Annotated in this window: 21 protein-coding genes and 1 pseudogene; 16 read left to right on the forward strand and 6 right to left on the reverse strand. The window is 72.5% G+C overall.

All coding sequences use genetic code 11. From position 1 onward, the window contains the following. Positions 1-384 precede the first annotated feature (384 nt). Positions 385-1,200, forward strand: a complete 816-nt coding sequence (locus ACFWIC_RS27390; RefSeq protein WP_329876985.1) for an alpha/beta fold hydrolase — start codon at positions 385-387, stop codon at positions 1,198-1,200. Between the two features lie 89 nt (positions 1,201-1,289). On the opposite strand, the gene ACFWIC_RS27395 is transcribed toward ACFWIC_RS27390, so the two are convergent. Together ACFWIC_RS27395 and ACFWIC_RS27400 are read right to left on the reverse strand one after the other, a co-directional pair. Continuing rightward, the gene (locus ACFWIC_RS27395) at positions 1,290-1,496 is read right to left on the reverse strand and encodes a hypothetical protein (RefSeq protein ID WP_380520244.1); all 207 of its coding nucleotides are present in this window, start codon (positions 1,494-1,496) and stop codon (positions 1,290-1,292) included. Between the two features lie 92 nt (positions 1,497-1,588). Beyond that, positions 1,589-2,809: a glycosyltransferase gene (locus ACFWIC_RS27400; protein ID WP_380520245.1), complete on the reverse strand. Its 1,221-nt coding sequence runs from the start codon at positions 2,807-2,809 to the stop codon at positions 1,589-1,591. A 501-nt stretch (positions 2,810-3,310) separates the two neighbouring features. Here ACFWIC_RS27400 and ACFWIC_RS27405 point away from each other — a divergent pair. After that, a complete protein-coding gene (locus ACFWIC_RS27405; RefSeq protein WP_380520259.1) occupies positions 3,311-3,946 on the forward strand; it encodes a DUF4360 domain-containing protein in 636 nt (211 codons plus the stop codon). Between the two features lie 522 nt (positions 3,947-4,468). Then, positions 4,469-4,645, forward strand: a pseudogene (locus tag ACFWIC_RS27410) (helix-turn-helix domain-containing protein); the annotation flags it as partial. 78 nt (positions 4,646-4,723) lie between these two features. Here the strand turns inward: ACFWIC_RS27410 and ACFWIC_RS27415 are convergent. Then, on the reverse strand, positions 4,724-5,476 hold the full coding sequence (locus tag ACFWIC_RS27415; RefSeq protein ID WP_380520246.1) for a class I SAM-dependent methyltransferase: 753 nt from the start codon (positions 5,474-5,476) through the stop codon (positions 4,724-4,726). A gap of 212 nt (positions 5,477-5,688) precedes the next feature. Here ACFWIC_RS27415 and ACFWIC_RS27420 point away from each other — a divergent pair, with 212 nt between their 5' ends. The 3 genes from ACFWIC_RS27420 to ACFWIC_RS27430 all read left to right on the forward strand — a co-directional run bounded on the left by ACFWIC_RS27420 (position 5,689) and on the right by ACFWIC_RS27430 (position 9,073). Further along, on the forward strand, positions 5,689-7,227 hold the full coding sequence (locus ACFWIC_RS27420) for a hypothetical protein (RefSeq protein WP_380520247.1): 1,539 nt from the start codon (positions 5,689-5,691) through the stop codon (positions 7,225-7,227). Continuing rightward, complete coding sequence (locus tag ACFWIC_RS27425; RefSeq protein WP_355402648.1) at positions 7,221-7,850, forward strand: hypothetical protein; 630 nt, start codon at positions 7,221-7,223, stop codon at positions 7,848-7,850. The genes ACFWIC_RS27420 and ACFWIC_RS27425 overlap by 7 nt, the downstream gene beginning before the upstream one ends. Positions 7,851-8,053: 203 nt before the next feature. Next, positions 8,054-9,073 (forward strand): LLM class flavin-dependent oxidoreductase, encoded by a 1,020-nt coding sequence (locus ACFWIC_RS27430; protein ID WP_380520248.1) that lies wholly within the window; start codon positions 8,054-8,056, stop codon positions 9,071-9,073. Between the two features lie 151 nt (positions 9,074-9,224). On the opposite strand, the gene ACFWIC_RS27435 is transcribed toward ACFWIC_RS27430, so the two are convergent. From ACFWIC_RS27435 to ACFWIC_RS27445, 3 genes are all read right to left on the reverse strand, one after another. Then, positions 9,225-9,707 (reverse strand): hypothetical protein, encoded by a 483-nt coding sequence (locus tag ACFWIC_RS27435; protein WP_380354078.1) that lies wholly within the window; start codon positions 9,705-9,707, stop codon positions 9,225-9,227. A gap of 43 nt (positions 9,708-9,750) precedes the next feature. After that, entirely contained in the window at positions 9,751-11,172 is a 1,422-nt protein-coding gene (locus tag ACFWIC_RS27440) for a hypothetical protein (protein WP_380354080.1), read from the reverse strand. Positions 11,173-11,332: 160 nt separating this feature from the next. After that, positions 11,333-12,751, reverse strand: coding sequence for a hypothetical protein (locus ACFWIC_RS27445; protein ID WP_380354083.1), 1,419 nt, complete (start codon positions 12,749-12,751; stop codon positions 11,333-11,335). Positions 12,752-13,647: 896 nt separating this feature from the next. Between ACFWIC_RS27445 and ACFWIC_RS27450 the strand changes: the two genes are divergently transcribed. The 10 genes from ACFWIC_RS27450 (at position 13,648) to ACFWIC_RS27495 (ending at position 25,580) form a co-directional block, all read left to right on the forward strand. Next, positions 13,648-14,916 (forward strand): hydroxymethylcytosylglucuronate/cytosylglucuronate synthase, encoded by a 1,269-nt coding sequence (locus ACFWIC_RS27450; RefSeq protein WP_380354085.1) that lies wholly within the window; start codon positions 13,648-13,650, stop codon positions 14,914-14,916. A gap of 95 nt (positions 14,917-15,011) precedes the next feature. After that, positions 15,012-16,001: a cytosylglucuronate decarboxylase gene (gene blsE, locus ACFWIC_RS27455; protein WP_329951345.1), complete on the forward strand. Its 990-nt coding sequence runs from the start codon at positions 15,012-15,014 to the stop codon at positions 15,999-16,001. Next, on the forward strand, positions 15,989-17,002 hold the full coding sequence (gene blsF / locus ACFWIC_RS27460) for a CGA synthase-related protein (protein ID WP_380520249.1): 1,014 nt from the start codon (positions 15,989-15,991) through the stop codon (positions 17,000-17,002). Before blsE ends, blsF begins: the two co-directional genes overlap by 13 nt. Positions 17,003-17,153: 151 nt before the next feature. Further along, positions 17,154-18,320 (forward strand): arginine 2,3-aminomutase, encoded by a 1,167-nt coding sequence (gene blsG, locus ACFWIC_RS27465; protein ID WP_329877012.1) that lies wholly within the window; start codon positions 17,154-17,156, stop codon positions 18,318-18,320. Beyond that, positions 18,317-19,498, forward strand: coding sequence for a DegT/DnrJ/EryC1/StrS family aminotransferase (locus ACFWIC_RS27470; RefSeq protein ID WP_380520250.1), 1,182 nt, complete (start codon positions 18,317-18,319; stop codon positions 19,496-19,498). The genes blsG and ACFWIC_RS27470 overlap by 4 nt, the downstream gene beginning before the upstream one ends. After that, a complete protein-coding gene (locus ACFWIC_RS27475) occupies positions 19,495-20,736 on the forward strand; it encodes an ATP-dependent carboxylate-amine ligase (RefSeq protein ID WP_329951348.1) in 1,242 nt (413 codons plus the stop codon). Before ACFWIC_RS27470 ends, ACFWIC_RS27475 begins: the two co-directional genes overlap by 4 nt. Positions 20,737-20,874: 138 nt before the next feature. Beyond that, positions 20,875-22,167, forward strand: a complete 1,293-nt coding sequence (locus ACFWIC_RS27480) for an MFS transporter (protein WP_329951349.1) — start codon at positions 20,875-20,877, stop codon at positions 22,165-22,167. A gap of 277 nt (positions 22,168-22,444) precedes the next feature. Beyond that, on the forward strand, positions 22,445-24,328 hold the full coding sequence (locus tag ACFWIC_RS27485) for a hypothetical protein (protein ID WP_380520251.1): 1,884 nt from the start codon (positions 22,445-22,447) through the stop codon (positions 24,326-24,328). Between the two features lie 25 nt (positions 24,329-24,353). Next, a complete protein-coding gene (locus tag ACFWIC_RS27490) occupies positions 24,354-24,974 on the forward strand; it encodes a class I SAM-dependent methyltransferase (RefSeq protein WP_329951351.1) in 621 nt (206 codons plus the stop codon). Positions 24,975-25,061: 87 nt separating this feature from the next. Further along, positions 25,062-25,580 carry a nucleoside 2-deoxyribosyltransferase gene (locus ACFWIC_RS27495; RefSeq protein WP_329951352.1) on the forward strand — a complete coding sequence of 173 codons (519 nt, stop codon included), beginning with the start codon at positions 25,062-25,064 and terminating at the stop codon, positions 25,578-25,580. The last annotated feature ends 75 nt before the right edge of the window (positions 25,581-25,655 follow it).

Here is a 25,655-nt window from a genome sequence, read left to right on the forward strand (position 1 = left end):
GGGGAACCGGGCGCATCCGGTGACCGGCCCGGGGAGTTGGGCCGGGCCGAACGGCCGGCCGGGTCGGCCGGGTCGGGCGGGGATCCTCGTCGGCCACCGGCAGGGTGCCGTGCCGGTCGAGGAGGCCCGGCGGCAGGCCAAGGTGGCGCGGCGCTCGGCGTTCCGACGTCGAGCGCCGGTGGCGTGGTGGTCCGCGAGGGCGGGCCGGCCCGGGTCCTGCTGTCGGCCGCCGACCGGGACCGGGTCCGCCACGCGGCCGAGCCTGACCGTCCGACAGCGGATGATCTGCTTTACGGACCTGATGCTCTACCGACAGACTGCCCGGAGCGTGATCCCGCCCCGTCCCCCGGGTACGACCCGAACCACGAGAAACGGACCCACCGCATGCCCGACCTCCTGGAGCTGAGCCGACTCTGGCTCAGGCAGTACCACCCGGCCCCCGGGGCCGGCCTCACCCTGGTCGCGTTCCCGCACGCCGGCGGTTCCGCAAGCTACTTCCAGCCGCTGTCCGCCGCGCTCTCCCCGGACGTCGAGGTGCTGTCCCTGCAGTACCCCGGCCGGCAGGACCGCAGGTCCGAACCGTGCCTCGACAGCATCGGCGGACTCGTCGAGGGCATCTGCGAGGTACTGAGCCCCCGGACCGAGCGCCCGGTGGTGTTCTTCGGGCACAGCATGGGCGCCGTCCTCGCGTACGAGACGGCCCGGCGCCTGGAGAAGGAGTCCTCCGTCCGGCTGCTGGGCCTGGTCGCCTCGGGCCGCCGCTCCCCGACGACCGCGCGCGAGGAGACCGTGCACCTGCGCGACGACGCGGGCATCCTCGCCGAGATCCAGCGGCTGAACGGCACCGACTCCGCGCTGCTCCAGGACGAGGACATCCAGCGGATGATCCTGCCGAGCCTGCGGGCCGACTACACGGCCGTCGAGACCTACGCCCACCAGGCCGGACCGGCGCTGCGCTGCCCGGTCACCGTGTTCACCGGGGACGCCGACCCCCAGGTGACCCGGGCGGAGGCGGAGCGCTGGTCCGAGCTCACCGACGGGGGGTTCCGGCTCCGGAGCTTCCCCGGGGGCCACTTCTACCTGGCCACCCGGCCGGGCGCGGTGACCGGGGCCCTGACCGAGGAGATCGCCGCCTTCCGCACCCCCGGCTCCCGGGCCGCCGCGGCCGGGCCGGGCGACGCGGGCCCGGGCGCCGGCTGAGGCAGGCCGGACCGCGCACGTCTCGCCGAGGCCCTCCCGCTCCCCGTCCGTCGGACGACGGGGAGCGGGAGGACCTCGGTCACCGACTGCTACGGGGTGCCGAACCGGGTGTTCTGCGCGCGGACCGCCGCCGTCTCCGGGCCGCCCTCGGCGGTCCGGTCCCGCGACCGGTGGCCCTCGAAGACACGCTGCACCGGGACCCGGCCCAGGCAGGAGGGCGGCTCCCGGCCGGGCGGGACGGCCACCTCGTCGACGGCCAGGTGGTCCTCGACCCTGACCGCGTCCCAGGCGTGCACGACCCGGCCGTCGCCGGCGCGGAACCAGGCGTGGCCCCGGTTGCGGTGCTCCCCGGGCGCCCCGCCGACCCGGCCCCCGCCGCCGGTCGTCCTCAGCCGGCCGTGTCGAGCAGGAGCCCCGCGGCCGCCGCCGCCCCGTCGGTGCGGAAGGCGCCGGCGACGGCGGTCGCCCGCTCGCGGGTCTCCGGGGCCAGCGCGATCGCCAGCGCGGCGGACAGCGAGGCGGCGGTCGGGGTCGGGCCGTCGTGGGCGGCGCCGATGCCCAGGCCGGTCACCCGGCTCGCGAAGTACGGCTGGTCCGCCCCCTGGGGCACCACGACCTGGGGCGCGCCGGACCAGGTGGCCGTCGTCGTGGTGCCCGCGCCGCCGTGGTGCACGACGGCCGCCGACCGGCGGAACAGCGCCTGGTGGTTGACCTCGCCCACGACGAAGCAGTCGTCCCGGTCGTCGACCAGGGCCAGGTCGGCCCAGCCACGGGAGAGGACGGCCCGGCGGCCCTGCGCACGGACCGCCTCGACGCACGCCCGGGCGACGCCCGCCGGGTCGGGCAGGGGGATGCTGCCGAAGCCCACGTAGACCGGCGGAGCCCCGGCGTCCAGGAACGCCGCCAGGTCGGCGGGCAGCGGGCGCAGGTCCGGCAGGACCCACGCGCCGGTCTGCACCACGTCGAGGTCCGCCGGCTGCTCCCAGGGCGCCAGCACCGGGTCCGTGGCCAGCCAGGGCCGGTCGGTGAAGACGTGGTCACGGACGTCGTCCACCGGCGGCAGGCCGACCGAGACCCGGTGGGAGTTGATCGCCTCGCCGAACACCTCCTGCGCGTCCCGGGCGTCCCGGTCCCACAGCACCCGGTTGTCGGTCACGTCCGGCGGGAGCGGCCGGCCCGGCCGGGGGATCGGCGGGTGGTGCGGCGAGGGCAGGCTCACCGGCTGGTAACTCGCGTACACGTAGCGGATGCCCAGCTTCTCGGCCACCGACTTCACCCCGGCCACGGCCGGGACGAGGCCGGTCGCCACCAGGACGTCGCACCCCCCGGCCGCCGCCGCGGTGACGTTCGCGTGGAACGCGGCGACCATCTCGGCGGCGCGCCGGGGCACGCCGCCCGGCGAGGGCGGCGTCCGCCCGGTCACCAGCTCCCGCACCGACCTGCCCGTCGGCACCAGCTCGACGCCGACCCCGGCCAGCCGCTTCGCGAACTCGTCGTCCGGCGGTGCGCACACCGTGACCTCCGCACCGAACTCCCGCAGGCGTACCGCGAGGGCCACCAGCGGCTCGACGCCCCCGCGTGAATCGTAGGCAGACAACAGCGCGCGCATTTCCGTCTCCAGTTCTCGCAGGTCCGGAGTCGCAGTTCCGGCTTCGATCGGAGATTGTGGGCCGGTACGGGGGCCTTGCCGCAAGCCCTCTGATGGGCTATAGGTTGAGAGTGGCAAGGAGCGGATTTCTCCCCTTGCCCTTTTCTTCGCCCCGAATTCGGCCTTCCGCCGACCCTGCCGACTCTGCCGACTCTGCCGACTCTGCTGATTCCGCCGTTCCGCCGAATTCCGCCGCGGACGGTGGTTCTCCGGCGGGGCGGAGGAGAACCACCGTCCGCGGCGGGGTGGTGCGCCCTTGGGCGGGGCCCGGCGTGAACCTGCGGCCGAGCGCCGGGGTGGCTGCTCCGGCGCTCTGAGGTGCGCCCGGTCGCGCCCCTGTACGGGCCGTACTCAGCGTGCTGACATGTACGTGACAAAGCCGTCGGTCGGGTCCGCCCGTGGGGGTGCGTGACCGGGAGCCCGGCGGCCGGACGGAAGGAAACTCCCGTGACCGTACGCCTCATGGCCGTCGGCGGCGCCGCCGCGGTCCTGTTCGCCACCCCGTTGGCCGGCACCGCCGGCGCCTCCGGCTGGACGACGCCGCCGCCGGACAAGATCGTCATCGACGTCGCCACCGTCAACGGCTCCGGGTGCCCGGCCGGCTCGGCCGCGGTCGCCATCTCCCCGGACAACACCGCCTTCACCGTGACCTACAGCCAGTACGTCGCCCAGGTCGGCGTGGGTTCGAAGCCGACGGACTTCCGGAAGAACTGTCAGCTGAACCTCAACGTCCACGTCCCGCAGGGCTTCACCTACGCGATCGCCTCCGCCGACTACCGCGGCTTCGCCCACCTGGAGAAGGACGCGAGCGCCGTCCAGAAGGCCAGCTACTACTTCCAGGGTTCGCCCGAGACCGCCTCGCTCAGCCACCGGTTCACCGGGGCGCTCGACGACAGCTGGCAGGCCACCGACACCGTCGCCGTCGCGGCCCTGGTCTGGTCGCCCTGCGGCGAGCTCCGCAACTTCAACATCAACACCGAGATCCGGGTCGGCGCGGGTACCTCGGACACGACCAAGACCACCAGTTTCATGACCATGGACTCCACCGACGGCAGCGTCAACACGGTCTACCACCTCGCCTGGAAGCACTGCCCCTGACCGGTCCGCCCACCATCCGGTGGGCGGGGGCGAGGTCGGCCCGTGGTGCCGGGGCCGACCTCGCCGGGGCGTCAACCGGCTGGCAGGATCGGGGACATGGGGGCAGGGAGGGAACCGGTGCGGGGCTTCGCGGTCGGCCACGGGTACGCGTGGTTCCAGGGACCGGCGGCATCCGACAGCACCCTGCACCGGCACGCCGCCTTCCAGATCGCCGTCGCCGCCGAGGGCGAGGTCGCCATGGTCGACGCGGACGGCGTCCGCCACCGCGCCGAGGCGCTGCTCGTCCCGCCGATGGTGCGGCACCGCCTGCTCGCGGTGCCGCACCTGCGGACGCTCTTCGTCGACCCGCACTGCGCCTTCGCCGACCGGCTGCGCGACCGCTGCGGTGCCGGCGTCACCGAGGCGTCCGAGCTGCGCGACCTCCGCGAGGCGGACCTGCGACCGGCCGACGGGCGGCCGTCGAGCCGGCTCGACCCCCGGCTGTCGGCGGCGCTGGACCTGCTGGCGGACCGGAGCCTGCCGATGCCGGACCTCGCCGCCCGGGTCGGACTCTCACCCCAGCGCCTGCGGGCCCTGGCCCGGCTGCAGTTGGGCCTGCCGCTCGCCCGCTGGCGCATCTGGCGGCGGCTGGCCCGCGCGGCCGAGGCCATGCGGGAGGGGCAGTCGCTCGCCGACGCCGCGATCACGGGCGGCTTCGCCGACCAGGCGCACCTCAGCCGGCAGATGCGCGAGATGATCGGCTTCACCCCCTCCGCCGTCCTGCTCGCGCTGCGGCCGTCAGCCCCGCCGGGCGACGAGGACGGAGATCGAACCGTTGACCGTCGAGACCACCTCGGCCTCGCGGACGTCCCGGAAGCCGGCCTCCGAGATCAGCCCGGGCAGGACGCCGTCGGCGTTGGGCCGGGTGTCCTCCTTCCCGTCCGCCAACTGCACGATCCGGAAGGCGAGGCGCATCAGCGGCGTCCGCTGGAGCCCGAAGTCGGCGATCACCAGCCTCCCGCCGGGCCGCAGCGCCTCGGACATCGACGCGAGGACGGACCGCTTCACCGCGAGGGGGCACTGGTGGAGCACCAGGCCGGAGACGACGGTGTCCGCCGAGCCGGGATCGAGGACGTCCGCCAGCGCGTCGCCCATGCCCACCCGCCACTCGACGTCCGCACCGGCCGCCTTCGCCTTGCGCCGGGCCAGCGCCAGCACCTCGCGATCGGGGTCGACGGCGACCACCCTCGCCCGCGGCTCGACCCGCTTGAGCAGCAGGGCCAGTGAGCCGGTGCCGGTGCCCACGTCGACGATCACGTCACCGGGCCGCGGTGCGGCGTGCATGGCCAGCAGCCCGCGCCACAGCCGCTCCCGGGTCAGGGCGATCAGGGGGTCGTAGAAGCGGACCGGGGCGAACCGGCCCGTGGCCGGGGTGAAGGCCCGGCCGGTCGCCTCCCCGGTCGCCCGTCCGGTCGTCGGGTCGGTCGTCGGGTCGGCGGCGTGGCCGGCCGAGGGTTCGTCGGTCGTTCGGTGGGTCGTGTGCTCGGTCATGCGAGCAGTCTCGGAGCGGCGACGCCCGCGGTCTTGAACGAACCGCTCACGGTCCGACCGGGCCTGCCGGAGCCCGGCGGGGCCGTCGAGGAGGGTGGTGCCGGCGGTGTCGGTGGTACGTGCGAGGCTTTGCCCCGTGGCCGGACGGTGGCCCGGCAGCGGCCGGGCCGACACCGCACGGCGGCCCGGAACGGGCAGGACGAGGGGGCGGGATGACGACGGATCTGCTGGTGGACGAGGCCTGGCGCCGCGCGACGCCGCCGGCGCGGCTGCGCGAGCTGGCCGCCGACCCCGCGCTCGCGCGGATCGTGGCGTCCCGGATCGGCCTGCCCGCCGACCTGGCGGAGGAACTCGCCGTGCGGGCCGAGGCGGGCGGTGACGTGCCGCGGTGGACACCCGTCGCCCGCGCGCTGGCCGCGCAGCCGGCCACCGCTCCCGCACGGCTGGCCCGGCTTTCCGCCCACCCCGACGAAGGCGTGCGGCGGGCCGCCGCCGTGCACCGTGCCACGCCCCGGCGGGCGGTGAAGGCGCTCGCCGCCGACCCCGCGGTCGCCGTGCGCCGCGCACTCGCCGCGCGCGAGAAGCTGCCCCGCTCGGTGGCCGCCGTCCTGGTCGCCGATCCGTGCGCGGACGTCCGGCTGACCGTCGCCCGCCGGGTCGGTGCGCGGCCCGAGGAACTCGACGCGCTGGCCGGGGACCCGGACCCGCGCGTGCGCCGCGTCCTGACGGCCCTCGGACGCAGCAGCGCCGCCGACCTCGCCGACCCGGACCCGAGGGTGCGCCGCACGGCCGTCGAACGCCGCGGGCACCGCGACCTGGCACCGGTGCTGGACACCCTCGCGGGCGACCCGGACCCGGCCGTCCGCGCGCTGGTCGCCACCCGGTGGCGCAACCACGACCCCGTCTCGCTCGCCCGGCTCGCCGAGGACCCCGACCCGCGGGTGCGGGCCGCGGCGGCGGACAACTGGTACACCCCCGTCGCGCAGCTGACCGCGCTCGCGGCCGATCCCGACCGCAGGGTGCTGGCGGAACTCTCCGACAACCGCCTCGCCCCGCCCGCCGCCCTCACCCGCCTCGCCGACACGCTGGCGGGGCTCGCCGCCGACGACACCGCCGCGGGCCGGGAGCCCGACCCCGAGGAGCGGGAGGAGCGCCGCCGCCTCGTCCACGCCGTCCTCGGCCACCCGGCGACCCCGCCCGAGACGCTGCGCCGCCTGCACGCGCTGGAGCTGAACCCGTACTTCCACGAGGGGAACGCGATGTCCCAGCCGAACTGGCCGGCCGACCTCCTCATCGGCTTCGCGCTCGACTACAGCGGGCGGAACGTCGAGGGCGAGGCCGAACGGGCGAGCTTCGACCGGATCGAGCGGGCGGTCGGGACGCAACCGCCGGAGCAGGTCCTCGCCGCGATGGTCGGGAGCCCGGTCTACTACCTGAGCCGGGCGGTCGCCAACCGGCACGTCCCGCCCGAGGCGCTGGCGGAGTACGCCCGCGCGGCCGCCCTGTCGCCCGAGGGCCACGACCTGGACGACCTCGCGAGGAACCCGGCCGCCCCGCGCGACGTCCTGCTCGGCTGGGCCGCCGAGAACCGGTACTGCTCGACCATGATGGAGAACCCCGAGCTTCCGGTGCCCGTGCTCGCCGCGATCGCCGGGTGCTCGGACGACGACCACGCCGCCGAGGCCCGCGACCTGCTGGAGGTCCGGACCCTGCGCGCGGCCGCACGAGGGGAGACGGGGAACCCGTGCTGACCACCTCCGACTGGCGGGCCCGGTTCGACCGCCTGTCCGACGCCGGCGCGTACGCCGAGCGCATCGGCCGGCACACCCAGATCGCCGACTACCTCGACGACCCCGACTACGGCTGGTACGTCCACCACGGCGACCTGGTCGTGCCGGAGGACCTCGACCACGACGTCGCGCTGATCGTCGACGGCGACCTCGTGGTGCACGGGTTCGTGGACGACTACGTCTCCCGCATCGGCCTGCTGGTCGTCCTCGGCGACCTCGTCGTGCGCGACCTCGTCTCCTGGGGCTCGGTGTACGTCGGGGGAGACCTGCGGGCCGAGGGCATGGTCTGCGGCCACTACAACGACTTCGTCTTCGAGGTGGCGGGCGCCGTCCACGGGCGGGCGCTGGTGCTGAGCGACAAGTCCTCCTCCTACGGCACGGGTGAGCTGGAGGTCGAGATCGACTCCTACGACCCGACCCGGGAACAGCTCAGGGCCGCGCGGGAGATCCTCGTCCCGCAGCTGTACGACGGGGGTGCGAAACGGGCCCGGGAGGGCCGGCCGCCCAAGCTGGGGCGGCCGAGCTACCGGCGGATCTGCCGTCGGCTGCACGCCGGCAAGCCGCTGTTCCGCACCGCGGACTGACGGACGCCGCGCGGCGCCGGCGCGCGGCCGACTGCTGCGGCGACGTCACGGGCGTGTTGCCCCCGATGGCGTTACCCGTGCGGCACTTGATCGCCTCCGGCCCACGTGTGAGTGTGGGTCGGACGCCCGGCGATCGGTCCCCGGGTCGTGACAGTCGAACCGCGCCGCTCCGTGCCGAGCCCGTCGCGGAAACGGAGGAACCGGTGCCGCTGCCCTCGCAGCCCCTTCGCAAGCTGGGGTTCCTGACCATCGGGCTGTTCGACCCCGCCGACCCCGGCCGGGGTCACGAGTCGACGCTCCAGCTCATCGAGCTCGGCGAGCAGCTGGGATTCGACAGCGCCTGGGTGCGACACCGGCACCTCCAGTACGGGATATCCTCGCCCGTCGCCGTGCTGGCGGCGGCCTCGCAGCGCACCCGGCGCATCCAGCTGGGCACCGCGGTCATCCCGCTGGGGTGGGAGAACCCGCTGCGGCTGGCCGAGGACCTCGCGACCACCGACATCCTGTCCGGCGGCCGGCTCAACCCCGGCATCAGTGTCGGACGGCCCGGCCACTTCGACCAGGTCGCCCCCGCGTTGTACCCGGACACCGCCGAGGCCGAGGAGTTCGGCTATGAGCGGGTACGGCGGCTGCTGGACTTCGTCAAGGGCGAGCCGGCCACCGACTTCAGCGGCGTCGAGGGCATCGAGGTGTTCTCGGACCGGGTCCAGCCGGTCGCGCCCGGCCTGGCGAGCCGCATCTGGTACGGAGGCGGGAGCCTGCGCTCGGCCCGGTGGGCGGGGGAGCAGGGGCTGAGCCTGCTGACCAGCAACGTGGTGCGGGCGGAGGAGGCGGAGGACTTCGCCGAGATCCAGCGTTCGCAGATCGAGGCCTTCCGCGCCCACCACCCCGAGGGCGCGCGCGCCCGGGTCTCCCAGGGACTCGTGGTCATCCCCACCGACGGCGCCTCGGCCGAACAGCGCGCCAAGTACCGGGAGTACGCCCTGGACCGGCTCCCGCGCACCACCTCCCCGCAGGGTCCGGCACGCGTGATGTTCGCGCCGGACCTGGTCGGGACGTCCGAGGAGATCGCCGAACAGCTCTACGCGCACGCCGCGTTCCGGGAGGTCGACGAGGCCGTCTTCGCGCTGCCGTTCACCTTCGGCCACGAGGACTACGTGCAGATCCTCACCGACATCGCGACCCGGCTCGCCCCCCTGCTGGGGTGGAAGCCGACCGTCTGACCCGACGCGGCGAGCGGCGTGGCCGATGCGGCCGGCGTGGCCGACCGCGCTGACCTCTGGGCTTGTTCGCCGCCGCACGGCGTCGGACCTGAACTGTCCTCACCGTGAGTGCTGTTGCAGGACCGGCCGTTCACGCGGTGACGCCAGGCCGTCACTTGATCTCTCTCCCGCTCAGGTAGTAGACCTCGACGATCAGGGATCCACTCAGGTACTGGATGTGCAGGGCCTGGTGGAGATTCCCGTTGTTCCACGACTTCTGTGCCGTGAGTTTTTCTGTTCCGTATGTGTAGGACTCGTTCAGCTTGTCCCCGTAAGGAAGAACAAGTCCACCGGGTCCTTTGTACATCCATGAAGGGATCGGGTCGGGCTTGAGGAGGAACCTCTCGATATCGGCCCGGGCCTCGGTTGTCCTGGTGTCCGCGAGTGAGAACGTGAGGTATCGGTGCGGGGGCAGGCTGCTTCGATCCTTGAGGGCTCTTCCCGACAGCAGTGTTTCAAGATCTGCGCGTGACTTCGCGTCCCAGGGGATGTCCTTGTGGTGGACCTTGCTCCACGAAACCCCGGTGGCCGCCGCCCTTTCGGCGGCGTTGAGGTCGCTCTGAGAAATATCCTTCAGTACAAGATTACCCGCCATGACTTCCTCCTTGGATGGCCTTCGCCGCTACTTCCAGGTGGTACTAAGCTCCTTGGGAGCTCAGGCTCTTGACCACTCCGGCAAGGACGTGCGCCTGTCGGTCGAGGAGACTCCCGACCTCGAAGGGGGCTTCGAAGACGATATCGAAGCCTTTATTGCTGCCATGGTCATGGAATGACGTGACCTTGTAGGAGTAGCCGGCCGCGCCGATCGGGGTGCCGAAGAGGTTCACGCCCACGGTCGGTTCGGACCTCAGATCCTCGACGATCTGGCTGGCAGCCCCACTGGTGTAGCTGACCGCGATGGACGGAAATCTGCTGATCGCCAGTTCCTGGAGTGCGTTGATGCCGTCGTCCTGCGGGAGCGGATCGAGCGTCGATCCTGTCTTGGTCGGAACCGGGCCGTCTCGCAAGGCGTCCTTGAGGGGATCGAGGTAGAACCAGCCCTGATGGCTGTCCGCCTGGTACGCGAGAGGCTTGCAGTAGACCGTGGTGAGCCCTTTGAATGCGATCTCCATCGTGCATTCGGCGGGCGTGGTGTTGAACTGACCGAGCGATACCCCGGCGGAATCTCCGGTGATCGCCAGAATAGCAACTACGGGAACATTTCCGACTTTCTGGCCATTGATCGAGAGGTCGGCGTAGTCCCCCTTGGGATTAGTGAGGTCGAACTTCACCTGAACTCGCTTCGTGCCCGCCCTCACGCTTTCGTGAATCTTTTCGGGAATCGGCTCGATGTCGTACCCCGCCCGATAGGAGGTTTCCCCGGTGGCGGTCTCCACGCAGATCCCGCCGTTTCCCTCCTCAGGGTGCCCGGTGTTTCTCAAGAGAATATCCCTCAGCCCGAGCGCGCGGGTTCTCCCGTTCATGAGCGCCTTGACGGGGAGGTAGTGTTTCAAGACCTTGCCGAGCGGATCGACCAGGACCTTGGCGCCTTTCGGGAGTTTCGGGAGATGGCTCTCCAAGTTGTCCAGTACGGCCTGGTCGAGCTCGAATGCACCTGACTCGGACCATGCGTTCAGCCGGTCGACGAGGATGTACTCGACCTTCTCCTCGACCCGGGCTCGACGCAAATCTTCAGGAGTGATGGCAGAGATTGTTGCCTCATACTTCATTACCAGGTCGACGGTCGCCTGACCGGCCTTTTCGGCTACCTCGTGGACCTTCTTCCAATCGGAGAACGAGAACGCGAAATCCAGGGCCCTGAGGTATTTCAGATAGCGTTCGGTGAGAGGCTCCCCGGCGGTCAGCCCCTCGCCTCGGACGGTCGCCGAGATGTTGTGGTCGATAAACTCCCAGGTGGCGGAATAGAAGTTGTTGTTGGGGGTGAGGTAGTGGTACGGGAGGTTCTTCGTGCCGAGGTCGAATGCTCTCATCGCCGGCTTCGAGAGGGCAGCGGCGACGCCCTTCGCTACTTCATCATGGAAGGCTTTGGTGGCGGCCAGAAGATCAGGGGTGGGCTTCACGATGCTTCCTTAGACGGCTTGGTGGCGGGGGCTTGACGGTGATCGATCTCGGCGTGCGGCGGGGGGAGGAGTGCGTGACGGTGCCGTCCGGTCCTGCGGCGAGGACCGGACGGCACCGTCGCCCGGCGCGCCCGGCGGACGGACCGCCGGGCATCGCAGGTCAGGGGGTCAGGGAGGTGATGCCACCGCCGATGACGTGGGCCCGGCGGTCGAGGATGTTGCCGGTCACGTCCATGGGTGTCTCGAAGACGATGTCGAAGCCCTCGTTCTCGCTGCGCTTTTCCAGTGAGGTCGACTTGTACTCGTACCCGGCCGAGCCGAGCGGGATGCCGAAGAGGTTGACGCTGACGCTGCTCTCGGAATGCAGCTTTTCGAGGGATTCGCTGGTCGAGCCGCGGCTGTAGCTGATCCTGAAGGACGGGAATCGACTGATGACCAGATATTGCAGTACCTTGATGCCGCCGTCGCTCGGGTAGGGCGTCATGACGAAGCCGGACTTGGTGGGATCCGGGCCGTTGTCGATGGCGTCCTTGATCGGTGACAGGTAGAACCAGCCGGTGGCACTGTCCACCTGGTAGGGCCGGGGCTTGATGTAGACGGCGGTGGGCCCTCCGTAGGTCAGTGTGACCGAACACTCCTCGAAAGAGGTGTTCAGCTCGTGCAGGGAGTAGCTGGTACCGGATTCGGTGCTGATCGTCAGGACCGAGAAGAGATTGATTCTGCCCCCGGCCTGGCCTTCGATCTGCAGGTCGGCTTCCTTCTCCGCGAAGTTGCTGAAACTCAGGTGAACCGAGACCTTGTTGTCACCCTTCAGTCGGGTGTCGATCTGCTTGGGGCCGGGTTCGACGTCGATTCCCGCATGGTAGGCGGTCTTCCTGTGATCGTCCTCGGTGATGACCCCGTTGTTCGCTTCGTTGGGATGCTCGGCGTTCTTCTTGACGTTTCTGATCTCACTGTCGGCCTGGTAGATGCGATTGACGATTCCACTCACCGCCAGGTACGGCTGCAGGGATTTTCCGATCAGCGGAATGAGAACCCGAGCGGAGCTCGGCATTTTGGGCAGGAAGTCCTCCAGGTTGTCCAGGGTCTCGTCGCTCAGCACGAAGTGCCCGTTCTTGGCCCACGAGTTGACCTTGTAGTCGAGGATATAGTCCTGCTTGTTGGCGACCTCGGCCTTCGTCATCATTTCTGGTGTGATCTTGCCGTACAGGCGCTCGTATTCCTTGACGAGCTCCGAGCTGACCTCCTGCGCCGTTTCCTTGGCGGCGTCGAGCTTCTTGCTGTCCTCGGCGGAGAGCTGGTAGCCGAGGAGGTTGTAGTACTTCAGGTACTGGTTGGTCAGGGGCTCGCCGAACGCCAGCCGATCAGTGTCCTTTACTTCCTCGAGATTTCGGTTGAGGTACTCCCAGGTCTTCAGGTAGAAGTTGACGTCAGGAGTCGCGTAGCTGTACGGGAACTCGCCGCCGCTGCCGATCTGAATCGGCTTCATGTCGTGCTTCTCCAGGGCGTCTGAGACCAGCTTTCCGGCCTGCTCGTAGAAAGTGTTGATCGCCGGAGGGGAGGGCTTGATTCGCTTCATTGCGGACTCCTTGGTTGCGTGCGACGGATGCGGTTCGTCGGACCCTCTAGAGCGCCGAGGGCGTCGCCGATCGGCCGATTCATGCTTCGGATTCACTGTTCCGCAGCTGCTGGAGGTGCAGGACGGCGAGGCGAGGGGCGTTCGGCGTGGACGGGACCCCAGTGGCGGATGATCGTGCCACGCATGACCGGCCGCGGGGATGCCTGCGCCCTGGGGCGATCGTCCGGATGCGAACCAAATACTTGCACCCGGAGGGCCGGTGGGTCATGCGGTCAGGGCCGTCGGACCGCGATGTCACTCGAATGGTTGATCATTCCGTGGCGCGGCGGATCCCGATGTGCCTCGGCTCGGCTCGGGGAGGTCGTGGCGGTGATGGCCTTTCCGGCCCCGGGTGCGCCCTGGCTGTTCGCCCGCCGCACCGTGCCGCGTGGACCTCGCGGGGGCGGTGGTACGGGAGTTGTTCCGGGTCGTGCTTCATCCGGAGGTCCACGACCGCTGCGAACGCCGCATCGTCGCCCAGGTTCGCGGTCCCGCCGCCCTGCGGCCGCACCCGGGCTGCCGGCAGCAACGGTTCCACCGGATCCCGCGACCCGGCAGGAGTGAACCAGCGACCCGATCACCGCACGGGGCGCGCTGCTATCCCTGAGAGATCATCAACTCCCGATCTTCGGATGATAGTTAGTCGCCAGATCGGGATATTCACTCGTGAGCATGAATGTCGAATCGGGCCCTTGTGCCGGTCGGCCGTATGCGTAACGGTTGTGGTCGAAGGAAGCCTCGCCGCGTCGACCGCACGGTGGGGTGCGTGATCCCTCCCGGGGCTGCTCCGTGCACGCGTGCGGCGGATGTCCCGGTGCCAACCCTGCCGGCCTTTTCAGGAATGCGGGAGACAACCGATGCCGTCCGATGTCGCTGCGCCCGCCGAGAACCCCGCCCCGGGGTCCGGCCCCGCCACCGTCGCGCTCGTGGGGGCCGAATTCGGATGGGGCAGTTCGGGGAAGCTCAGCGCCGTGCTCTCCGCGCTGCGGCGCCGCCCGACGACGCCGCTGCGCTTCGTGGGCCTGGCCTCCGGGCTGGGCCGGCCGCTGCTCGCCGAGCACACGGTGGACGGCTGGTACGACCTGCCGGCCGATCCGGAGCGGCTGGCCGCGGCGGTCCGGGAGATCGTCCGCTCGCAGGGTGTGCGGGCCGCCGTGGTCGTCCTGGACGGCGCGGCCGCGAAGGCGCTGCTGGCGGCCGGCGTGCCGACGGTGTTCGTCGACAGCCTGCCCTTCCTCTGGTCCGAGGGCGACCGGGACGCCCTGCCGCTGGACACGACGGTGTACTGCGCGCAGCGGAGCGTCGAGCTGCCGTCCGAGTGCCTGGACGTTCTCGCCGGCGCCCGGGCCCTGCGCTGGGTCGAGGCGGTCATCGCCGCGCCGAGCGCCTTGGGGTCCGCGCGTGCCGCCGGGGGGCCCGCGGGCGGGCGGCGTACCGGCGGCCCGTACCGCAGGGCGCTGATCAGCCTGGGCGGGCTGCGGGCCCCGCGACTCGGCGATCCGGGCAACTACCCGCGCCTGGTCGTGCCGGCCGTCCTGGAAGCCCTCGCCGCCCACGGCGTCGAGGAGGTGCACATCGCCGGGAACCTGCCCGCCGACCTGGCGGGCCGGCTGGTCGACGCGTCGATCGCCCCGCCGCGGACGACCACCGGCCCGCTCGGCCACGGGGCGTTCCTGGAGCGCCTGGCCGCGAGCGACGTCCTGCTCACCTCGCCGGGCCTGACCACCCTGCTGGAGGCCGGCGGCCTGAACGTCCCCACGATCTGCCTGCCGCCGCAGAACCTCAGCCAGATCTTCAACGGCCGCTACCACAGCCAGGCGCTCGACGCCCGGCTCCGGGTGCCCTGGCCCAAGGACGTGCTCGCCGAGGACGAGGCGCTGGCGCTGCGTTCCGAGGGGGAGGACCACGCCCTGGAGCTGATCTACGGCGCGATCGAGGCGGCGGCCCGGGGCGACGACCACCGAGCCGTCGGGCGCGTCCTGCGGGACGGTGTCCTGGAGGCGCTGCGCCGGTCCGCGGAGGTCGAGGACTGGGGCGCGCTCACGACCGCGGTCGGCACCGGAGGCGCGGCCCAGGTGGCCGACGCCCTGCTCGAAGTCCTGGACGCGGCGCACCCGTCCACCTGACCCGGCGGCCGGGTCCGGCCGTCCCCGCCCCTGCTCCGTCCGCCCTCGACCCCGCCCCGCCTCCGTCCCGTGAACCGCCTGGAAGGTCCCGCCCCGTGCGTGCACGTGATCGCTACCTCTTCATCAGGATCCTGGAAGCCTGCAACGCCGACTGCTTCATGTGCGAGTTCGCCCTCTCCCGCGACACGTTCCGGTTCTCCCGGGAGGACTTCGACGACCTGCTGCCCAAGGCCCGGGACGCCGGCGTCGGGTACGTCCGGTTCACCGGCGGGGAGCCGCTGATGCACCCGGACGTGGTGGAGCTGGTGCGCTCGGGGACGGCCGCCGGGATGAGGATGTCCCTGATCACCAACGGCTCGCTGCTGCCCCGGCAGGCCGCCCGGCTGGCCGAGGCCGGCCTGGCCCAGGTGATCGTCAGCCTGGACGGCTCCTCCGGTGCCACCCACGACGTCTACCGGCGGTCCCCCGGCATGTTCGACAGCGGGCTGCAGGGCCTGCGCGACGCCGCCGCGCTCGGCGTCCTGCCCAGGGTCAACACCGTGGTCGGGCCGCACAACTACACCGAGATGCCGCAGCTGCAACAGGTCCTGACCGAGGCGGGGGTGCAGCAGTGGGAGCTGTCCGCCCTCAAGCTCGACCGCACCGTCACCTACCCCGATGCCGACCACGTCCGCACCGTCTGTGATCCGCTCTACGAGGCGGACCCGGACGCCGTCCTGGTCCCGATGGGCAAGCGCTTCTACGGCGACACCCCGGAGGAGCAGGAGCGGTACTTCACCCGGTCCGTCACCCCGCGCGCCGCCGAGCCGCTGTGCCACGTCGCCGACGACGTCATCTACGTCGACGGCAAGTACGGGCGGATGTACGCGTGCAGCTGCATCCCGCACCGGGACGGTGACGACGGGCCCGGCGGCGCACCGCTGCGGGAGCAGGGGGTGATCCGGCTGGACACCCCGGTCTTCCGGTCCCACGCCGACTACTTCCGCGAGCGCGGCCCCGAGGTGTGCAGCGGGTGTTCCACCACGGCCGCCGGCTACAGCGACGACGTGGCCCGGCTCGGGACGGTGGGACCGTGGCACTACTGACCTCCGGTCCGGAGACCGCCCCGCCGGGTGCGGAGACCTCGTCGGTGGAGACTTCGCAGGCTGCGGAGGTCCGGTCGGCTCCGCACGCTCCGGACGGCCGTGCCCCGTGCGGCCCCGGGGTGCTGCTGAGGGCCCGGGAGGGCCAGTTGGACTCGACGCTCGCCCTGCGCCGGGTGGCGGCCCACCTCGGGGACCTCCACCGGGTGGACGGGCCGGACCCCGACCCGCCACCCGTCGTGGCACTGGTCTGCGACGACCTGGCGGCCACCGAGCGGCTGCTGGCCCTGGGCGTTCCGGTGGTGCACCTGGCGTCGGGCCATCCGGGGCCGTCCGCCGCCGACGCGCCGCCGGAACGCGCGCTCGGCCGGACCCACCGGCCCGGGTGGCTGCCGCGGTCCGGGCCCGCCGCCGGGGCCGCCCGCCCGACCGGGGTCCTCGCGCCGCACCGCACCGGCCGCAGCCGGACGCGCTCGGGCACCCTCCTGCTGCTGTCCCTCTGGGGCGTGCCGGACGCCGACGCGGAGGCCTTCGCCACCGGACCGCTGCCGCAGCTCGCCGACGCCGCGCTGCGGCGCACCGGAAGCTGCACCGTGGTCGCCGACACCGGGCTCGACCTCCTGCGGTCCGCCCTGGAGGGCCGCGCGGAACGCCCGGGTCTCCGGGTGGACCGGGCCTCCGAGGTCGACCCGGACGCGCTGCACGCCGGGGCCGCCGTGTTCCTCGCCTCGCCGGTGCTCGGGGTGCTGGCCCTCGCCCAGGCGCGCCGGGCTCCCCTGACCCTGCTGCCACCGCTCGGGCCCGCCCAGCGGGACCTGGCCGCCCGGGTCGCCGCGGTCCTGCCCCTGCCGATGGCGGAGGACCCCGACGACCCCGGCCTGTGGGAGCCGTCCGAGGCGACCGCGGCGGGGCCCTGGCACCTGCTCGATCCGGCCCTGGACGACCTGCGCGGCGCACAGCGCGTCGCCCGCACCGTCCGCCAGCTCGCGCTCGCCCCACCGTGAGCCCCCCCCGCGCGGTGAACCCGCCGCCCCCGAGAGCGCCCCGCGGTGAGCTCGCCGCAGCGGTCCGTCCCGTCACCTCGTCAGCCCGCCGGTCCGGCCACGCCGGTACCGCCCCCCTCGCCCACGTCGCCCGCCTCGTGCTGGAGCCGCCATGTCCGACACCCTCCGCGAACCCACGGCTGCCACCCGCCCCGAACTGATCCGCCCCAGGGTCCCCGAGACCGACTGGGACGACTGGCGCTGGCACATGCGCCGGCGCATCACCACCGCCGACAAGGCCCGGCAGTGGATCAACCTCAGCGTCGACGAGGAGAAGGCCATCACCGGGGTGGCGGGCAAGTACCGCTGGAGCGTCACCCCCTACTACGCGTCGCTGATGGACCCGGACGACCCGGCCTGCCCGGTCCGGCTGCAGGCGGTGCCGGCGCTCGGCGAGCTGATGGAGTTCCCCGGGGCCGAGGTCGACCCGGTCGGCGACACCTTCTACCGCAAGACCAACCGGGTGGTGCACAAGTACCCGGACCGGGTGATCATGCTGGTCACCGAGGCCTGCCCGGTCTACTGCCGCCACTGCACGCGCAAGTTCCACACGACCGACGTCGAGGGCACCTACTTCCGCGACGACGAGGGCGGCTCGTACGACGAGGACCTGCGGTACATCGCGGACCACCCGGAGATCCGGGACGTGCTGCTGACCGGCGGCGACCCGTTGTCCTACCAGGACGGCAAGCTGGAGGAGATCATCGCCGGGCTCCGCGCGATCCCCAGCGTGGAGATCATCCGGATCGGCAGCAGGTTCCCGGTGCTGTTGCCGCAGCGGATCACCGAGGGGCTCTGCTCGATGCTCGCCCGGTACCACCCGGTCTGGCTGAACACCCACTTCAACCACCCGAAGGAGATCACCCCGGAGGCCGCGGCGGCCGTGGACCGCCTGCTCCGGCACGGGATCCCGGTCGGGAACCAGACGGTGCTGCTGCGCGGGATCAACGACGACGTCGACACCATGCGCACCCTGATGACCGAGCTGCTGCGGATCAGGGTCCGGCCCTACTACCTCTACCACTGCGACAACGTCACCGGGGTCTCGCACTTCATGACGTCCGTGGAGAAGGGCTGGGAGATCATGGCCGGCCTCCAGGGCCACATCACCGGGTTCGGCGTCCCCCAGTACGTGCTGACGACGAAGATCGGCAAGATCCCCATCGCGCAGCCCTCCTACACCCCCACCCCCGACGGCCTGCTGCTCCGCAACTACCGAGGCCAGGAGATGGTCGTCGACGGTACGGCGCAGCCGATCACGGAGTCAGACACCCCATGAGCTCTCTCGACAAGCGGCTCGGGCAGCGCTTCCTGCCCTACGGAGCGAACTACCTCGACTGGTCCGACATGGCGGAGCTGCAGGAGGTGATCGAGCACCAGGTCCTGTTCCGCTACCAGACCGAGACCGAGAGCATGGCCTCCCGGCTGGAGCGCAGCGTCGTCGAGCGGCTGGGCGCGGGCCACGCCCTGGCGGTCCACAACTGCACGGAGGCGCTGCGGCTGGCGCTGATCTCCACCCGGCCCGCCATCGGCGACCTGGTCCACATCCCGGCGGTCACCTTCGTCGCGGTGGCCGGCGCGGTGCTGTCCTGCGGTCTGGTCCCGGTGCTGGTCGACGCCGACGACTCGCTCTCGATGGACCCGACCCTGCTGCCGCCCGACGCGCAGCGGGTGATCACGGCCCACATGGAGGGCACCGTGGCACCCCTGCCGGTGGGTGTGCCGTACCTCGTCGAGGACTGCGCCCAGTCCCTCGGTGCCCGGTTCCCCGACGGCCGGTACGTCGGGACGGCCGGGTACGCGGGGACGTTCAGCTTCCACCACAACAAGGTCCTCACCTCGGGCGAGGGCGGGCTGCTCGTCACGAACGACGAGGACGCCTGGGCGACCATGCGCCGCTACCACGACCACGGCTCGGCCCGGGTGCCGGGGCACTACCCGACGTGGAACCGGGACGCCCACTTCGGCGAGAACTTCGTGACCAGCGAGCAGGTCGCGGCCGTCCAGTGCCAGCAGTTCCGGCACCTCGACGAGCTGCTCGCCGGCCTGGAGCGGATGTACGCCATCGCCATGGCCGAGCTGCCGAACCGGTCCGACCTGGTGGTGCGGCCCCGGGCCGCCGGGGACGTGAAGGTCAGCCTGCGGTTCCGGTGCGAGAGCAGGGAGTTGCGGGACGCCTCGGTGGCGGCGCTCACCGCGGCGGGGATCGCCAACTGGACGCTCGGGAAGTACCTGCTGCCCGACCATCCGGTGCTCACCGGCCGGCGTTCGCTCTACCGCGACGGCTTTCCGTGGAACCACGCGCCCGAGGGCCCGCTCGCGCTCAGCCGCGACGGTTTCGCACGGACCAGGGACCTCCTGGACCGCACCCTGTGCGTGCCGCTCTCCCCGGAACTGTCCGAGGAGGAGCAGGCCCTCGCGGCCAAGGCCGTCCGTCAGGCGCTGGAGGCGGTGTGACCGACGCCGAGGTGCTGCTGATGGTGGACGACCGGCCGTCCTCGTTCACCCGCTACGCGGCCCGGGAGCTGGCCGGCCGGCTGGTCCTGCTGAGGTTCGCCGGGACGGCGCCGGACCTGCCCGAGGACTACCTGCTGGAGACCGCGCACCTGCCCGCCTTCTGGGTGCGCGAGGACGTGCCGGCGCAGGAGGAGGCGAAGCGCTACCGGGAGTGGGCGGCCGGGCTGCCGACGGCCCCGAGCCGGTTCTGCAATCCGTCGGAGCCCCGGCAGGCGGTGGCCCAGCGGTTCGCGGAGCTGGCGGGCCTCCCGCACCTGACCGAACAGCAGGTGGTCCTGGTCCGGGACAAGGCCGCCATGAAGGAGCGCTTCCGTGAACTCGGCCTGCGGACGGCGGAGTTCGCGCGGGTCCGGTCGGCCGAGGAGGTCGGGCGGTTCGCCGCCCGGCACGGCTGGCCGGTGGTGCTCAAGCCGGTGGACTCGTTCGCCTGCGTGGACACCCACCGGCTCACCGGGCCGGGCGACCTCGCGGGGATCGACCTCGGCGCGCGGAACTGGATGGTGGAGGAGCACCTCGGCGGCACCGAGTGGGAGGTGTGCGCGCTCATCCTCGACGGCGAGGTCCTGGACGCGTGGCCGAGCGCGATGCCCTGCCGCCCGTTGGACATCGTCGACGGGGCGATGAACGCCAACATCAGCGTCGGCACCGGGGACGGCCCGCCGGTCGACCTGCGGGCGCTGGTCCAGCGCATCGTCACCGGGACGGGCGTCGACCACGGGTACGCGCACATGGAGTTCTTCCTGATCGACGGCGAGGTGTACGCGGGGGAGATCGGCGTGCGGCTCGCGGGTTGCGAGATCCCCGCCAACCACGGCCACGCGTACGGCTTCGACGTGTTCGGGGCCACCCTGGCGGTCTACCTCGGCCGCCGCCCGGACCTCGCCTACCGGGAGCGCCGCTGTGCGGGCGACCTGCTGCTGCCGCTGCCCGGGTCCGGCAGGGTCGGGCGGATCACGTCCCGCGAGGAGATCCTGGGGATGCCGGGGGTCGTCGACGCCGTGCTCAAGGTCGCCGCCGGTGACGCGGTGACGGCCCGTCGGGCGTCGCACAACGCCTCGGGTTACGCCCATGTCGTGGGAGGGTCGGTGGAGGAGGTGGAGGCCCGGATGCGCGAGGTGCTCGACCGGTTCACCATCGAGGTGCTGCCGGAGCGGGAGACCGACCCCGTCCCGCTCTGATCCCACGCGCGCGCGAGCAGTGCCACCCGCACCACCCGCAATACCCGCACCACCCGCCTCGCTCGCGTCGTCCGCGGGCAGGGGCCGCACCACCGACCCCCGCCGCCCCCGGGCGGCCACGGAACGGAGACCGACCACGTGACCAGCGGCCTGCCCCGTCGCTTCCTCGACCTGCTCACCCGACCCCGGGTGGCCGGCGCGGCCTGGTGGAGCGTCGTCTCCAGGCTGCCGGTCTACCTGATGTCGCTGGCCGTCGTGCTGACGGTCCGTGAGCAGGGCGGCAGCTACGCCCAGGCCGGTCTGGTCGCCGCGCTGTACACCCTCGGGATGGCCCTCGGCAGTCCGCTGATCGCCCGCCGCCTCGACCGGCGCGGGCGTGCGACGGTGCTGACCGCCACGGCTCTCGCGTACCCGGCGGCGCTCGCCGTCCTGGTCTGGGTCACCCGCCCCGGCGGGTGGGCGCAGCCGGTGGTGGCGGTCGTCGCCGGGGTGGTGCTGCCGCCGGCGAACGCCTGCATGCGCTCGCTCTGGGCGCGGCTGCCCCTCCGGGAGGAGGAGCGCGAGACGGCCTACCTCTGGGAGGCCCTGCTCACCGAAGTCCTGGTGATCGGCGCGCCGCTGATGCTGGCGGCGCTGATGCTGGTCGGTTCGGCGGGCCTGGCGCTGACGACGGTCGCGGTGCTCGGCGGCCTGGGCACGCTGGGGCTCGCGCACACCCGGCTGCCCCCCGGCACCGACGGCGCCGAGGCGTCCGCCCCGGACGGCCCGGACGGCCCGGGTGGCCCGGGTGGCGGGAACGATCCGAAGGACCCGGGCGGCCCGAAGGACCGGGGCGGCCTGCTGGGTCCGCTGCGCGAACCGGCCCTGCTCGCGCTGGCGGCCGTCATGGCCGTCTCCGCGGTGCCCGTCGGGCTGCTGACCCTGGCGATCCCGGCCTTCGTCGCCCGGCACGGGGCCCCCGGCGGTGCTGGCGTGGTGTACGCGTGCTGGGGGATCGGCAGCGCCCTGGGCGCCCTCTGGCTCGGCCGCTCGCAGTCCCGGGTGCCTCCCCAGGTGCGCTTCCCGCGCCTGCTGCTGGCGTACGCCCTCGGGACGGGGCTGACGCTGCTCGCCGGCTCCCAGGTGGGCCTGGCGTTGGCCCTCGCGGTGGGCAGCGCGCCCATCGCCCTGGTGTCCGCCAGTGAGATGACCCTGGTGAGCGCCATCGCCGACGGCCGGTCGTTGGCGGAGGCGTTCACCTGGGCGTCGCTCGCCACCGTCCTGGGCGACGCACTGGGCCAGCAGGTCGGCGGCCTGCTGATGGACCCGTTCGGGCCGCGGGCGGTCTTCGCGGTGGCGACCTGCACCGCCCTGGCCGCCGCCGGACTGGCCTTCGCCTGCCGGGGGTTGCTGGCCCGTCGGCCGGCCCCGCTGGTGGAGTGTGCGGCGTGACGGCCGGGCCCGCGACCCCCGTGGTCGGCCGCCGGTCCGGCCCCGCCGGCCTGTGCGGCCCGCGCCACCCGTGCGGGGCCCGCGGTCCGCGGAGCCCCCGCCGGCCCCGCAGTCCCGGCCGTCCCCCCGGCCCGCACCGTCCCCCCGGCTCCCTCCGGCCACGCAGGCGCTCCCGCCTCCGCCGGCCCGTCGACCCGTTCACCCGTCGTCGGCTCGTGCCCCGAGCCGCTCCCTTCCCTCCCGCCCTCCCGGCGCGGACGACCCGAGGTGGTCCCTCATGAGTACAGCCCTCACCGACCGGCGGCCCGACGGGCCGTCCGCGCCGAAGCCCCTGTTCCGCCAGGTCACCCGGCAGCAATTACCCCAGGCCGTCCGGGAGTTCCTGGACGCCCCGGAACTCTCGCCGGTGCCCGTCGCGACCGAGGACCGCGCCGACCTGGCAGCCGGTGTCGAGCTCGCGGGCCGGCTGTACGGCGGCCTGCGGCGACCCCACCCGCTGGACGTCGGAGTCGTCCTCGGCGCGGCCGACCTGCCCGCGGGGCTCGCCGAGCTGGCCCGCCCGCTCGCCCGGACCTGGGTGTCCGAGGAGGAACTGGCGGACCTCCCGGCGTTCCGGGCCCGGCACGCCGGCTCGCTGCTGGTCGTCGGCTGCTACGACCGGCTCACCCTCGACCCCGTCCGGGCCCTGCTGATGGCCACCTACCGCGGCCCGCGGCACGGGCTGACGCTGCTGAGCGGCCGGGACGGCTACTCGGTGGTCTGGAACGTGGCCAAGCAGTACGCGGAACCGGCCCTCGACGTCGACGCGCTGGGCCTGTTCACCGACACCGACCGGCCCCCGCGGCTGCCCGGCGTCCAGGTCTTCGACGACCGCGACTTCGAGCGTTCGGACATCCAGGCGGAGATCCTCGGCACCCGGTGGCGGCGGGTGGCCTTCCAGGGGCACGGCAAGGACGACAGCGTCAACCTCGGCGAGTTCACCATCTGCGGCCTCAACGGCACGGCCCGCGCCGTGCCCGGACTGCTCGGCCCGCGCTGCGCGTACGGACTCCCCTGCTACAAGCCCGAGGACAAGCTGGTGCCCCTCAACCGGGTGGAGGCCGTCGAGGTGGTGCTCAGCGCCTGCAACAGCGGCCCGCTCGCGGACCTCGCCCTGTACGACCCGAAGTACCAGCTGCTGCTCAACGCGCTCGACGGCCCGGCCCGCACGGTGGTGTCGGCCGTGTCGGTGCACGACTCCGACCGGCCGGAGAACGTCGCCTGGATGCACGGCGCCCTCCTCGGCGCCGACTCCGTCGACACCCTCAACGCCAGTCTGGCGGGCTCGCACCCCTACCCGGCCTTCATGCGGTTCGGACTGCCGGGCGCACCGGAGGACACCCCGCCGCCCCCGGCCCCGGCGGACCACCGGCCCGACGCGCTGCTGCTCACCGTGGGCCGGCGGCTGACCGCCTACCTCGCGTCCGACCTGCTGCCGCACAACCACCCGCTCCGGCCCCGGCTGACCAAACTGGCCCGCAAGGTGGACCTCTGGGTGGCCCGGCCCACGCATCTCGCCGACCAGTCGCCCGAACAGATCCACGCCTCGCTCACGGCGGACCTGCAGTCCCTCGACCACGTGATCACCGAGCAGGTCGCGGCCGACCCCGAGACCGAGCTCATGAACTACCCGGCGCACTTCGGGGACCGGAGCAGCCTGGACCCGCAGGTCCGGGAGGTCACCTGCCACTGCGGCCGCCCCGCGCAGGAGTTCACCCGGCGCGGGCTGCTCCCGCAGATCCTGGACACCACCTGCGCCGTCTGCATGCGGTGCGGCGACGTCACCTTCCGGGTCCCGGACGCTCCCGCGCTGCTCGCCCACGCCGCGGACGAGGTCGAACAGGGCGGGGTGCTGGAGGTCCGGGTCACGGTCACCGCGGCCCGCTCCGGCCCGGTCCGGCTGGGGCTCTTCGTCCCGACCTACCTGCGCGAGGACACCACCGTGGAGCCGGTCACCACCAGGCTCAAGCTCCCCGGCGGACAGGCCGAGGACGTCGCGTTCCGTGTGCGGTTCGCCCCCGGCACGGCCCCGCAGGCCTACTACTTCACGGTGTTCGCCGTGCAGGACCTCGCCGTCTCGACGGCCCGGCGCCACTTCGGGGTCGTCCCCCGGAGCGCCTGACCCACCCGCAACCCCAGGGAGAACCATGGAGAGCCAGACCAAGCCGGCCATCGAACTGATCGAGCAGAACGGCGAGGTGACCCTCAGCATCGGCGGCGAGCAGGCCATGCAGGCCTGGGAGCGGGACCTCATGTGGGCCAGCGCCGACATGCTCTGCGAGTACGGCCGGGACTTCTACGAGGTGGGACTCGGCCTCGGCCTGTCCGCGCTGCGCATCGCCGGCAACCCGGCGACCCGCAGCCACACCGTGCTCGAACTCTTCGACGAGGTCGAGGACCTCTTCCGGGCCCGGCACCCCCGGGTGCCCGACAACCTGACCGTCGAGCGCGGCAACTTCTTCGAGCGGGTCTTCGACCTGCCGTCCGAGAGCATCGACGGGATGTTCTTCGACCCGGCCCTCGACATGGACGTCTGGACGGACGCCGAGCTGTGGGCCAGGACCATGCCGGAGGTCGTCCGGGTGCTGCGGCCCGGCGGCGTGTTCATCCCGTTCTTCAGCACCAAGCCGGAGCTGCGCTGGCAGTACCTGCCGCACTTCCGGTCGATCCGGGTCGAGCGGCACCCGTTCGTCGCCTACGACACCACGGAGTACACCCACGGCGGCACCACCGGTGACGCCTTCATCCAGTGTTTCCGCAAGGACTGACCCGGTACACCGCCCGCCGTCCACGACCGCTCCGCCGGTCGGCCCTCACCCGACACCGCGCACCGGCGCCGCCCCGGAGGTACTCCCATGACCGTCACGCTGCCCGATGGCTCCCGCCCCGACCTCGGCATCCGATCGATCTTCCTCGCCGGCCCGTTCATCCAGCTCCTGGACCCGGAGACCGGCGAGATGCCGGCCGACGCCCGGGCCCCGTTCGACGTCCTGATCAAGCACTTCGAGGCACAGGGACTCTCCGTGCACAACGCCCACCGCCGCGAGGCGTGGGGCGCGGAGCTGATGCGGCCCGAGCAGTGCACCCGGCTCGACCAGGACGAGATCCGCAAGGCCGACGTCTTCGTCGCGCTGCCGGGCCATCCGGCCTCCCCGGGCACCCACATCGAGATCGGCTGGGCGAGTGCCTTCGGCAAGCCGATCGTCCTGCTGCTGGAACGCGGCAGGGAGTACACCTTCCTGGTGCAGGGCCTGCACACGGTGGCGTCGGTGGAGTACGTGGTCCACACGGACATCGCCGCCTGCCTGCCCGCCGTCGACCGGGCGGTCGAGCGGGCGGTGCTGCGCCTGCGGGAGGGCGAAGGCGGCCGGTGACCGTCGACCGCCCGGGGTCGGGCTCCGGCTCAGGCCGGAGCCCGGCCCGCCCGTCCACGACCCCGTTCACGGCCT

The sequence above is a fragment of the Kitasatospora sp. NPDC127035 genome, assembly GCF_042726075.1.
GTDB lineage: Bacteria > Actinomycetota > Actinomycetes > Streptomycetales > Streptomycetaceae > Kitasatospora.